The sequence below is a fragment of the Ruegeria atlantica genome, assembly GCF_001458195.1.
In the GTDB taxonomy this organism is placed as follows: domain Bacteria; phylum Pseudomonadota; class Alphaproteobacteria; order Rhodobacterales; family Rhodobacteraceae; genus Ruegeria; species Ruegeria atlantica.
On record NZ_CYPU01000071.1, the window covers coordinates 298,963 to 310,290 of the forward strand.

Annotated in this window: 15 protein-coding genes; 9 read left to right on the forward strand and 6 right to left on the reverse strand. The window is 56.5% G+C overall.

What is annotated here, in order from left to right:
• Nucleotides 1–36: 36 nt before the first annotated feature.
• The 3 genes from RUA4292_RS20675 (at nucleotide 37) to RUA4292_RS20685 (ending at nucleotide 1,666) form a co-directional block, all read left to right on the forward strand.
• Nucleotides 37–531, forward strand: a complete 495-nt coding sequence (locus RUA4292_RS20675; RefSeq protein WP_058279291.1) for a lactoylglutathione lyase family protein — start codon at nucleotides 37–39, stop codon at nucleotides 529–531.
• A 92-nt stretch (nucleotides 532–623) separates the two neighbouring features.
• Nucleotides 624–1,019, forward strand: coding sequence for a DUF805 domain-containing protein (locus RUA4292_RS20680; RefSeq protein WP_058279292.1), 396 nt, complete (start codon nucleotides 624–626; stop codon nucleotides 1,017–1,019).
• A 275-nt stretch (nucleotides 1,020–1,294) separates the two neighbouring features.
• Nucleotides 1,295–1,666 carry a VOC family protein gene (locus RUA4292_RS20685; RefSeq protein ID WP_058279293.1) on the forward strand — a complete coding sequence of 124 codons (372 nt, stop codon included), beginning with the start codon at nucleotides 1,295–1,297 and terminating at the stop codon, nucleotides 1,664–1,666.
• Here RUA4292_RS20685 and RUA4292_RS20690 read toward each other — a convergent pair.
• On the reverse strand, nucleotides 1,663–2,256 hold the full coding sequence (locus RUA4292_RS20690; protein ID WP_058279294.1) for an HD domain-containing protein: 594 nt from the start codon (nucleotides 2,254–2,256) through the stop codon (nucleotides 1,663–1,665). The two genes, RUA4292_RS20685 and RUA4292_RS20690, sit on opposite strands and share 4 nt — an antisense overlap.
• Before the next feature lie 204 nt (nucleotides 2,257–2,460).
• Here RUA4292_RS20690 and RUA4292_RS20695 point away from each other — a divergent pair, with 204 nt between their 5' ends.
• The 3 genes from RUA4292_RS20695 to RUA4292_RS20705 all read left to right on the forward strand — a co-directional run bounded on the left by RUA4292_RS20695 (nucleotide 2,461) and on the right by RUA4292_RS20705 (nucleotide 5,033).
• Nucleotides 2,461–2,775: a hypothetical protein gene (locus tag RUA4292_RS20695; protein WP_058279295.1), complete on the forward strand. Its 315-nt coding sequence runs from the start codon at nucleotides 2,461–2,463 to the stop codon at nucleotides 2,773–2,775.
• A 105-nt stretch (nucleotides 2,776–2,880) separates the two neighbouring features.
• Complete coding sequence (gene ahcY / locus RUA4292_RS20700) at nucleotides 2,881–4,269, forward strand: adenosylhomocysteinase (protein WP_058279374.1); 1,389 nt, start codon at nucleotides 2,881–2,883, stop codon at nucleotides 4,267–4,269.
• A gap of 14 nt (nucleotides 4,270–4,283) precedes the next feature.
• Complete coding sequence (locus RUA4292_RS20705) at nucleotides 4,284–5,033, forward strand: extensin-like domain-containing protein (RefSeq protein ID WP_058279296.1); 750 nt, start codon at nucleotides 4,284–4,286, stop codon at nucleotides 5,031–5,033.
• Nucleotides 5,034–5,050: 17 nt separating this feature from the next.
• On the opposite strand, the gene RUA4292_RS20710 is transcribed toward RUA4292_RS20705, so the two are convergent.
• Nucleotides 5,051–5,698 (reverse strand): DUF899 family protein, encoded by a 648-nt coding sequence (locus RUA4292_RS20710; RefSeq protein ID WP_058275174.1) that lies wholly within the window; start codon nucleotides 5,696–5,698, stop codon nucleotides 5,051–5,053.
• A 198-nt stretch (nucleotides 5,699–5,896) separates the two neighbouring features.
• Here RUA4292_RS20710 and RUA4292_RS20715 point away from each other — a divergent pair, with 198 nt between their 5' ends.
• Nucleotides 5,897–6,238 carry a DUF2853 family protein gene (locus tag RUA4292_RS20715; RefSeq protein ID WP_058279375.1) on the forward strand — a complete coding sequence of 114 codons (342 nt, stop codon included), beginning with the start codon at nucleotides 5,897–5,899 and terminating at the stop codon, nucleotides 6,236–6,238.
• Nucleotides 6,239–6,448: 210 nt separating this feature from the next.
• Here the strand turns inward: RUA4292_RS20715 and RUA4292_RS20720 are convergent, their stop codons facing one another.
• From RUA4292_RS20720 to tsaD, 4 genes are read right to left on the reverse strand one after another with little or no spacing between them, the layout of a single operon-like run.
• Nucleotides 6,449–6,874, reverse strand: coding sequence for an EVE domain-containing protein (locus RUA4292_RS20720; protein WP_058279297.1), 426 nt, complete (start codon nucleotides 6,872–6,874; stop codon nucleotides 6,449–6,451).
• Complete coding sequence (locus RUA4292_RS20725; protein ID WP_058279298.1) at nucleotides 6,874–7,143, reverse strand: YciI family protein; 270 nt, start codon at nucleotides 7,141–7,143, stop codon at nucleotides 6,874–6,876. The genes RUA4292_RS20720 and RUA4292_RS20725 overlap by 1 nt, the downstream gene beginning before the upstream one ends.
• Nucleotide 7,144: 1 nt before the next feature.
• Nucleotides 7,145–8,107, reverse strand: coding sequence for an NAD(P)H-dependent glycerol-3-phosphate dehydrogenase (locus RUA4292_RS20730; RefSeq protein WP_058279299.1), 963 nt, complete (start codon nucleotides 8,105–8,107; stop codon nucleotides 7,145–7,147).
• Entirely contained in the window at nucleotides 8,104–9,201 is a 1,098-nt protein-coding gene (tsaD, locus tag RUA4292_RS20735; RefSeq protein WP_058279300.1) for a tRNA (adenosine(37)-N6)-threonylcarbamoyltransferase complex transferase subunit TsaD, read from the reverse strand. The genes RUA4292_RS20730 and tsaD overlap by 4 nt, the downstream gene beginning before the upstream one ends.
• 96 nt (nucleotides 9,202–9,297) lie before the next feature.
• Between tsaD and RUA4292_RS20740 the strand changes: the two genes are divergently transcribed.
• A complete protein-coding gene (locus RUA4292_RS20740; RefSeq protein WP_058279301.1) occupies nucleotides 9,298–10,011 on the forward strand; it encodes a uroporphyrinogen-III synthase in 714 nt (237 codons plus the stop codon).
• A gap of 54 nt (nucleotides 10,012–10,065) precedes the next feature.
• Nucleotides 10,066–11,328, forward strand: a complete 1,263-nt coding sequence (locus tag RUA4292_RS20745) for a hypothetical protein (protein WP_058279302.1) — start codon at nucleotides 10,066–10,068, stop codon at nucleotides 11,326–11,328.

Genomic DNA, 11,328 nt, shown 5'->3' on the forward strand with positions numbered 1-11,328 from the left:
TTCTTTTGTTTGCTGCGGAACGAGGAGTCTCTAAAAATGCCTGCACTAACCTTTTCACACATCGGAGTAACCGTTCCAGACCTGGAAAAAGCGGTAGAATTCTATTCTAAGGCATTTGGACTCTATGTGCTTATGGAGCCCACCGAAGTGCTGCATGACGATAGTGCCATAGGTCAGATGTGTGACGATGTTTTTGGAGAAGGCTGGGGTTCATTTCGGATTGCTCATCTTTCGATGGGGGATGGTATAGGTATTGAACTCTTCGAGTTTCCAAACACGATCGAAGAAGAGAGGCCGTTCGAATATTGGCGTCGCGGGCTGTTCCATTTTTGTGTTCAGGACGACAACCTTGAAGAACGGGTCAAGATCATCGAAGAGCTTGGTGGAAAACAGCGAATGAAGCAGGTTCGCAAATACTACCCTGGCGATAAACCCTATCGAATGGTCTACATGGAAGATCCGTTTGGAAACGTATTTGAGCTATACAGTCATTCTTATGAACTAACCTATTCGGCCGGGGCATACGCGTGACTTGTTTGTTGACAGACCACCAATCTGGTAGTTTTCGTGTTAAATAATTTGAAATAGTGATATGTGAATGCCGTCCAATTGAGGAGGATGGCATGAACAATCTCACGACGGCGTTTCGAAGGGCTCTGTCAAACTACGCCAAATTCGATGGGCGTTCTTCGCGCCCGACGTTTTGGTGGTGGGTTCTGGCCGTTCTTCTCGTTCTTCTGGTGACGCGAATAATTGATGGCGCTCTGATCGCTCCGATGCTCGGATTTGGGGTGTTTGAGCCGAACGCCGGACAACCGCTTTCCGTTTTGGTTTCGCTTGGGCTTTTGCTTCCTAATCTGGCGATTGGAGCCAGACGTTTGCACGACATCGGACGAACTGGTTGGTGGCTGTTGATTGGCTTGATTCCGATAATCGGCACTCTGGTCTTGTTGTACTTCTACATTCAGCCAAGTGAGAGTGGTTCAAACCAGTTTGGAGAACCCGACGTCTTCCCCTGATTTGAGGGGTGAAAGTCGTCGTTTCAGGCTACAGTTTCAACATTAGTTCTTCGTGCCGTTCAGTGTATGCCTGCCACACCTCTGTCGGCGGGCGCAACGTGATCCCCAACCCCTCCATCAGCGCTTTGTCCGGCCGCCCAAAATCCTTGAATGCCCTGGCCCAGGAAAAGTCTGCAATAGTGCGCCGGTCCTGACAGTTTAGTGACTTGATACCAGTTCCACTTTGCCCGAGGTTCGGGCAGGGAATTCATCTTTCGTCACAATGGAGTAAATCAATGATCGGCTATGTGACCATCGGCGTTTCAGATTTGGAGCGTGCCAAAAGTTTTTATACGACACTGTTTGCCGACAAGGGCGCAAAGGTTGTAATCGACGCTGGGCGCATCGCTTTCATCGGCAATGACCCTTCAGCGCCAATGCTAGCCGTTTGCACACCCTACGATGGCGAAGCCTGCGAGACCGGTAATGGCGGAATGGTTGCTTTTGCAGCTGACTCCAAGGATGAGGCTAAGACGCTCTACGAGAAGGCAATCAGCCTTGGTGCTACAGATGAAGGAGAACCTGGCCAGCGCGTCCCTGATCGGTTCTACGGCGCTTATGCTCGCGATCTGGACGGCAATAAGCTGTGTTTTTACGTCTTTGGTTAAAGCTGCGTCAGCAGAGCCATATGACGTTCCATATACGCCCGCCGCACTTCAATCGGCGGGCGTAACGTGATCGCCAACCCCTCCATCACTGCTTTATCTGGCCGACCAAAGAATTTGGTCGCCTCAGCCTCAGAAAACCCAGCAATCTGTGTCGCCTCCATCCAGGCGCTGATCTTGTCGGCTTTTTTGATCTGCCGTTTCACTGTTTTCGGCACCTCCGCCGGCAGGCCGAACCGAATGTGGATGGCCGCAGCCAGCCGATCATCCAGCGCGCCGTAATCCGGGCCGACGGCGGATTTAACGGGCGAGATCATATCTCCGATCACATATTCCGGCGCATCGTGTAACAGCGCGGTCAATCGCCATTTTACCGGGGCTTTGGGGACAATCCGGCCGAAAAGCTCTTCAACCAAAAGGGAGTGCTCGGCCACGGAATAGGCAAAATCACCTGCTGTCTGACCGTTCCAGCGGGCCACAAAGGCCAGACCGTGCGCGATATCTTCGATCTCGATATCCACGGGCGTCGGGTCCAGCAAATCCAGTCTGCGACCGGATAGCATTCGCTGCCATGCTCTGGGTTGTGTTGCCATTCTGCCATGCCTTGTGAAGTAGGACACGTTAACTTCGCGCTTTTGTGCTATGATGTACCTGTCTGGATCACAGGCTGCCAACAATTTATTGAGCTTTCGTGCTTTGAACCTGCACGTTTTGATCCCGACATATGGACTGAGGGGGGCGTACTCCTTTCAGTTGTGCCCCTCTCGTACTGAAACGCGTATCGAAAGGAGCATATTATGTTCAAACGTCTATTTGCTATAACCCTGACGTTCGGCATGGCCGCCACAGCGCCGCCTGCCTTCGCCAAAAGCTGTGCTCAGCGCGAACATGTGATCGCCAAACTGCAGGACAGTTATTCAGAAGAACTGGTCTTTGGCGGATTGCAGAAAACGCGGGGCGCACGGGCTGTTATGGAGGTTTGGACCTCAAAGACAACCGGAAGCTATACGGTTCTGGTGACCCAGCCGAACGGCATTAGTTGTATTGTCGCCGTTGGCACAGATTTCTTTGAAGCAATACCAAAGATAGAGCTAAAGGGTGAACCAAGTTGATTTGAGTCACAGGTTCGCCCAGTTTTCGGCCATTCGCGTTGCCACCTGCCCCAAGGAATGCTAGGGGCTGCCCGGACTGAAATTTACCGGAAAATGGAGCACCTGATGGCCGGGGACTATATCGTTAAAGACATTTCATTGGCTGGGTTTGGCCGCAAAGAGCTGGACATCGCCGAAACCGAGATGCCGGGCCTGATGTCCCTGCGTTCAGAATATGGCGAAAGCAAACCTCTGGCGGGTGCGCGTATCGTCGGTTCGCTGCACATGACCATTCAGACAGCTGTTCTGATCGAAACTCTGGCCGCGCTGGGCGCGGATGTGCGCTGGGCATCGTGCAATATCTTCTCGACTCAGGACCACGCGGCGGCAGCAATTGCCGAGGCTGGCATTCCGGTTTTCGCCATCAAGGGTCAGACGCTGGAAGAGCATTGGGATTATCTGGACAAATCCTTCCTGTTCAACGATGGCCCAAACATGATCCTGGACGATGGCGGCGACGCGACATTGTACATTCTGCTGGGCGCACGTGCCGAAGCGGGTGAGGACATCATTGCTGTTCCGACGTCCGAAGAAGAAGAAGTCATCAAAGCGCAGATTGCCAAACGCATGGCAGCATCCCCGGGCTGGTTCACCAAGATGCGCGACCAGATTCAGGGCGTGTCCGAGGAAACCACCACCGGCGTGAACCGCCTGTATCAACTGGTGAAAGACGGCCAACTGCCGTTCCCGGCGATCAATGTGAACGACTCGGTCACCAAGTCGAAGTTTGACAACAAATACGGCTGCAAGGAATCGCTGGTTGACGGCATCCGCCGCGCCACTGACACCATGATGGCCGGCAAGGTTGCCGTGGTTTGCGGTTACGGTGACGTTGGCAAAGGCTCGGCCGCGTCGCTGCGCGGTGCTGGTGCCCGTGTGAAAGTGACCGAAGTTGACCCGATTTGCGCCCTGCAGGCCGCGATGGACGGTTTCGAAGTCACGTTGCTGGAAGACGAAGTCGCTTCTGCCGACATCTTCATCACCACCACCGGCAACAAGGACGTGATCCGCATCGAGCATATGCGCGAGATGAAGGACATGGCGATCGTCGGCAACATTGGCCACTTCGACAACGAGATTCAGGTGGCCAGCCTGAAGAACCACAAGTGGACCAATATCAAGGAACAGGTGGACATGATCGAACTGCCCTCGGGCAATCGCATCATCCTGCTGTCCGAAGGTCGCCTGCTGAACCTCGGCAATGCGACCGGTCACCCATCTTTCGTGATGTCAGCCTCGTTCACCAACCAGGTTCTGGCGCAGATCGAGCTGTTCACCAAGGGCGACCAGTATAACAACGACGTCTACATCCTGCCCAAGCATCTGGATGAGAAGGTCGCGCGTTTGCATCTGGATCGCATCGGCGTCAAGCTGACCCAGATGGACAACGAGCAGGCGTCTTACATTGGCGTGAAGCCCGAAGGCCCCTACAAGCCGGAACATTACCGTTATTGAGTGCGAAAAAACGCATGAACAAACACTCCGGACGCCGCCGATTCCTGTTATCGGCGGCGTCTTTTGTTTTTAGTATCGCCGTTGTCGCCATCCTGTTCGGAGGGGGCGGATGGTGGTTGTTGGCGCACCCGGAATCACCCGTGCCATCGCATTGGAACCCTTTGCGAGAGCTGAAAATCACCGCGCCGGTCACGCCAATTACCCGGTTTCAGCTTAATCGCGCGCTGGCGAATGAAGTACAGTGCCGCGCCGCCTTGGCCGACGCCGGCGCAAACTTTGAAACGATGGATGATCTGATCGTGGATGAGAATTGCGGCATCACCGGGCGCGGTCTGTTGTCCGCGCTGGTGACATCGGGTGTAAATGCGGTTGAAACCAGTTGCGCGACCACTTTGCGGCTGGCCATGTGGGAACATCATGTCGTTCAACCCACTGCGAGAGATCTTTTGGGCACGCAGGTCGGCCGATTGCGGCATGTGGGCAGTTACAATTGCCGCCAGATGCGCACCGCTCAGGGTCAGAGCAGCGGTTGGAGCAGCCATGCCAAGGCGGAGTCCATTGATATTGTTGGTTTGCAATTTGCTGATAGGCGCAGTCTGACCTTGCTATCCGATTGGGGCGCCGACGGACCTGAGGGTCAATTTTTGCGTCAGATCTGGCGCGGCGCATGTGATTGGTTTCGTGTGGTATTGGGTCCTGATTTCAATCACTTGCACGCGGACCACTTTCATCTGCAGGGTCCCGGTTGGGGTTATTGCCAATAGGTCACCTTGACGGGTATTTAACGCAGGGACGGAAAGAAATCTCCGCGTCCTTGTGGTGTGAAATCCAGAATATTCCACAGGGGCCACGCCGCATCCACGTGCCGCGGATGCCAGTCACTGGGTTCGAAGAACAGCTCGGAACTCCAGAAATGGCTTATGCCGTCCGCATCGCGCTGAAAGATGTTCAGGATCGGCAGTTGGCTTCCATCCTCGGCCTCGGCCAGATAGTCGCGCTGATAGTCTGTGCCCAATGCAGAATAAAGCGGCAGATCATCCCAAGACATTTCCGCTTTCAGCGCTGCCAGCCTTTCACAGGTGTTTTGCGCCACGACCGCAAAGGCGATTTTCTGCGATATATGGGCGATCTGCCCATTCAACCCGTCCAGAAAGGCAGAACACATCGGGCAAGGTGCCTCTGCATCCGGACCGTACATAAGCGAGTATATAGCCAAGGTGTCATGTGATCCGAACAAAGACGACAGCGGTGTCGGCGCACCCTTGTCTGACCGGAATGCATAGTCCCGCGGAACTGCCCCACCTTTGGGCAAACCGCGGCGCAGTTTTGCAACATTTTCAATCTGAGCCCGCAGTTCGGCTTCAGCCGACAGCAAGGTGTTTCGTGCGGTTCTGTATTGCGAAGTTTCGTTGGGTAGCGACACAGGCATTGTAGCCTCCTGGTTCTGGAACAAGTAACATATTTAACCTTATTGTTAAATAAAGGGCCATCAAAATCAAGCCTCAGATCAGACCGGCAGGGTTTAGGGGGAATGCCGCTAATTTTTCCCTTTGTGCAAATTCCCGCTCCCGTTACCGTGTCTGCGGCGCTGGTATGGCCAAAAACGAGTTTCAACCGGGAGATAACCATGGGAAAACGCGACGACCTGATCGCTAAATATGCCGAGGACCTGAAGTCCAAATGCGGTATGGACGCAGATATGGATCTGCTGACCAAAGTCACAATCGGCTGTGGCCCTGCAATTTATGACGCCGATGCATCGACTGTCGCGGCAACTCAGGAAGGTGAGTTGGAAACGGTCAAGAACAACTTCCTCATCAAAAAGCTGGGCCTGTCGGACGGACCGGAATTGATGGAAGCGATCAACAAAGCACTGGAAACCTATGGCATGTCCGAGCGTAACAAATACCGCGCCGTCGTGTATTACATGCTGACCAAGCACTTCGACAAAGAGGCTGTTTACGGCTGATCCCGCCACACCTTTTTTGCAGCGCCCGTCAGATCCCTGGCGGGCGTTTCCAATTTTAAGTACTTGCCGTTTGAACCGCGCCGCATGGATCGGTTAGTGTCAGGACGTGACCAGGACGGTCAGAGCCAAAATTTCCATACGCGTGTGGTGAGACGGGAGCACGCGGGGTAGGGAAGGTTCTGCATCTGTCAGGGCCTTCCCTTTAATCTGTTACTGAGTAGCCTGCGTGCCGCCTAGATCGCAGATCACCTGCCATTCCGCCTCGCTGACCGGCTGAACGGACAGGCGAGAGTTTTTGACCAACACCATTTCCCCCAAACGTTCGTCAGCCTTGATCTGGTCCAGCGTGACGGGGGTTGCAAACGGGCGAACGGCCTTGATGTCCACACATTCCCAACGCTCGTCATCCGTGGTGCTGTCGGGATGCGCCTCGGCGCAGACCTCGACAATTCCGACAATCGCCTTGTCCTTTTGCGAGTGGTAAAAGAACCCGCGATCGCCAACTGCCATCTGACGCATGAAATTGCGCGCCTGATAGTTGCGCACGCCGTCCCATTCTTCGCCCGCATCCCCTTTTGCAACCTGCTGGTCCCAGCCCCAGGTCGATGGTTCGGATTTGAACAGCCAGTACGCCATCAGCCTATGACCTTTTTCCACGTAATCAGGTCAACCGATTGGAACAACCCGGCTTTTGCATAAGGATCGTTGTCCGCCCAATTTTGCGCCGCGGCCATGTCTTCGACCTCCAGAATGATCAACGAGCCGATCATTGCGTCGCCGTCCAGCAGCGGACCCGCCTGCGCAACGACACCCGTTTCCTCAATATAGGCCAGGTGGGCAGCGCGATTATCCAGCCGGGTTTGCAGCGCGCCGTCTTTGTCACGGGCGATGAGAGCGATCAGCATATTATTCCTCCTTCAGGGGTCGGTTGAGCAGGGCTCGGATAGCTTCGGTCACACTGTAGGCGCCACTGCTAAGGTCTGCCACCGTTGTACTGATTGGCATGTCCAGCCCTTCGGCGGCGGCAATTTCCGTCATGGCCCGCGCGGTGGCGACCCCTTCAACGGTGGTGTGGGTATCGAACTGGATATTCCGACCCAATGACAGGCCAAAGCGATAGTTTCGGGACAGTTCAGACGAACAAGTCAGGACCAGATCCCCCAATCCAGACAATCCCATCAGAGTGTCAGGTCGCGCCCCGCGCATCAGCGCAAAGCGCTGCATTTCTGCAAACCCGCGTGTCATTAAAGCGGCGCGTGCGCTGTCGCCCAACCCGGCCCCGATTGCAGCGCCGCATCCGATGGCCATTACGTTCTTCAAGGCGCCGCCAAGTTCCGCCCCAACCATGTCGGTGGTTCGATAAAGGCGCAGGTTGGCAGTGGTCAGGTCGTGTTGCAGCGTCAGACTCAGCGAGTCATCTGCGCAGGCCAAGGTTAGGGCCGTTGGCAGTCCGCGTGCAATGTCGTCGGCAAAGCTGGGCCCGGTCAGCAGGGCGGGTCGCGCATCCGGGATCGTTTGCTGGATCACTGAAATCGGCCCAAGCCCGGACGATAGCTCGATACCCTTGCAACACGCCATCAGGGTTTTTCCGGCCAGATTAGAGGCCTGCGCTTGCAAGGCATCGCGCAACTTTTGCATGGGGACAGCTATCAGCAGAACATCAGCCTTGGTCGCCTGATCGATGTTCGATGTCACCGTGATATCAGCAGGCAAAGCCACGCCAGGCAAACGCTGAGTGTTTTCACGTTCTGTCTGCATGTGCCAGGCATGATCCGGATCCCGTGACCACAGCGTAACCGGCCCGTTCCCGGCCAGTGAAATGGCCAGGCTCGTGCCGAATGCGCCAGATCCCAGAACCGAAACGCTCATGCCTTGGCGCCTTTCTTGCCGCCGCCCAGCATCGCGGGGCTGGTTTTATCCAGCGGCCAGCGTGGACGGGCCGTCAGGTCCAGCCCGTCGCGTGCGCCCATGCGAAACCGTTCCATCCCGGCATAGGCGATCATGGCGGCATTGTCGGTGCAAAGGTTGAGTGGTGGTGCGGTAAAGCGCGCGCCTTTTTCTGCGCAAACAGTCTCTAATGCGGACCGAATGGCGGTATTGGCGGCCACACCACCTGCGACGGCAATAACCGGCTCTGTAGGGTTTTCCTCAAGATACCTGTCAATCGCACGGCGGGTTTTCTCGGCCAGAGTATCGACGATGGCTTGCTGAAATCCGGCACACAGATCAGCGCGGTCCTGACGGGTCAGGCCGCCCTTTTCGGCAACAATCTGATCCCGCATCCGCATCAACGCGGTTTTCAGCCCCGAAAAGGAGAGATCACATCCCGGCCGATCCAGCAGAGGTCGGGGAAAACGATACTGTTTGGGATCACCCGCCCGGGCCTCGGCCTCAACCGAAGGGCCGCCAGGTTGAGGCAAGCCCAGCAGGCGGGCGGTTTTGTCGAACGCCTCGCCGGGGGCATCGTCGATTGTGCCGCCAAGGCGGGTAAATTGCTCGGGCCCGTGCGCGATAAGGTACTGGCAATGCCCGCCTGAAACCAACAGCATCAGGTAGGGAAAGGCGATGCCATCCGTTAATCGGGGCGTCAGCGCATGACCCGCCAGATGGTTTACGCCGATCAGGGGAAGCCCGGTCGCGGCACTCAGCCCTTTGGCGCACATGACGCCGGACATGACCCCGCCGATCAGGCCGGGACCCGCAGTGACGGCGATCGCATCCATATCAGCCAGTGTCAGTCCTGCAGCCTCTAACGCCTGCACCACGCAAATATCCAGCTTTTCGGCATGGGCCCGCGCTGCAATTTCGGGCACGACCCCGCCAAATGCGCTGTGCAGCTCGGTTTGACCGTGAACGATAGACGACAGAACCTCGGCACCCGCACCATCGGATTGGCGCACAACAGCGGCGGCCGTGTCATCACAGCTGCTTTCCAATCCAAGAACGGTAAGTGTTTGCACCATAGGCCTGATCCGTTGCATCATGACACTCAAGCGGGGTATCACCCTGCGCGGACGCAAACAATCCCAAGGCCGAAGGCCCCGCCATTGTATTTGTTGATGACCCGCCCTCGCGCCGCCTCTGAAAGGTTTGTGGCACAGCTGTCGGACCGCGTCAGGTCGCGGGTGGATGTCATCTATTCTCCGATCCTGGAAATCCGACCCCTGAGGGTTGCGGTCGAAACGGACGGAATTCGCGGATTGATCTTTACTTCGGCCAACTCGGTCAATGCCGCCGCGTCGTTGGGCGTTAAACCCGATCTGCCCGCCTATTGTGTTGGTCCGGCGACCACTGGAACAGCCAAAGGGGCTGGATGGGATGCATTGGTGGTGGGTAATACCGCCGAAGAGCTGGTGGCCTACCTTTTGAAGCACCGGCCTGAAAGCCCGTTGCTGCATCTCAGGGGTGAACATACGCGGGGAAATGTTGCCGGGCGTCTGACCGAATCGGGGCTGACGGTTCACGAACAGATTGTTTATCAACAGCGTTTGTTACCGCTGACATCCGAAGCGGCTGCGGCCACATCCGGTGACAGACCTGTTCTCGCACCGCTGTTTTCGCCCCGAACGGCGCGACAATTTGCCGAAATTTGGACCGGAACCGCGCCCTTGTGGCTGGTTGCCATTAGCGAAGCCACGGCCGAGCCCCTTTATTCCTTGGACTATGAGCGCCTGAAGATCGCCAAAGAGCCGACACCCAAGAAAATGCGGAAAGCCGTGAAAAAGCTTGTCAAACACGCGATGCGGGTTGAGCGTGGAGAGACCACTGATTAACTTAGAGCGGTCTGTTATTCATATGAAATTGGATTCGATAAGGGGAACGTCGCGGTGGCTCGTAAGAAAAAAACCGATCAAAAGCCGGTGGAAGACCCCAAGTCGGACGAAACAGTTGAATTCACCTCGCAGCGTGATGAGACAGTCGTTGACGCGGATGAGCCGCTAGAAAAGGCCCTTTCCGAAGCCGAAGCCGAAGCCGAAGCCGAAGCCGAAGCCGAAGCCGAAGCCGAAGCCGAAGCCGAAGCCGAAGCCGAAGCCGAAGCCGAAGCCGAAGCCGAAGCGGCTGTGGAACTGACCCAGGAAGAGAACTCCGCGCCGCCGGAAAAATCGCATCGTGAAGAGTCGCAGCAGGAAGAAAAACGCAGTGGATTCGTCCCCGCTTTGCTAGGCGGTGTTATCGTGGCGGGAATCGGGTTTGCAGCCGGCAGCGCGGGCTTGTTCGGATCTGGTGATACAGATGCGCTTACGACGCTCGAGGCGAAGCTCAACGATCAGTCCACTCAGATCGAGGCGCTGACCAAATCCCTGTCCGACACATCTGGCGTCGACAGTAAGATTTCAGCGCTGACCGATCAGGTGACACCGATCACCTCCGATCTGGATACGCTCAAATCCAGTGTCGATGAGCTGGCGGGCAAGATTGATCCTTTGGCCAGCCGCCTAAGTAAAATCGAAAGCGAGGCTCTGACCCAAGGCGCGTCCCCCGAAGCGTCGGCAGCCTTTGAGGCCGAGCTGAAGAAATTACAGGACTCACTGGCGGCGCAGCGGGCCGAAGTGGAAAAAATGGTGTCGGACGCACAAACGCTTGAGGCGAAAGCCTCGGCAGAGGCTCTGGCAGCGACCAACGCGGCCATCCTGTCGCGCCTGCATGGTCAACTGGATGCTGGTCAGCCTTACGCAGACCTTGTCGCCGAACTGAAGGCAGGCGGCGTTGATGTGCCTGAGGCGCTATCCGGCCCCGCCGATAAGGGTGTTGCAAGCGTGTCGACCTTGCGGGCATCGTTCTCACCCGCTGCGCGAACCGCGTTGGCGGAAGCACGGGATGCGGACAAAGCCACTGGTCTGGTGGCGTTCCTGCAGCGACAGACCGGGGCGCGTTCGGTCACCCCACAAGATGGCGATGGCCCGGATGCGATCCTGTCGCGCGCCGAGTCGGCCCTGTCCAGTGGCGATGTCGCAACGGCGCTGACCGAACTTAAATCCCTGCCCGAAGCGGCGCAGGCAGCTATGGCTGATTGGCAGCAGGCAGCCCAGGCGCGGGTTTCCGCGGTGGATGCCGCCAATGCGCTTCAGCCTAGCGTGAACTCGAACTGA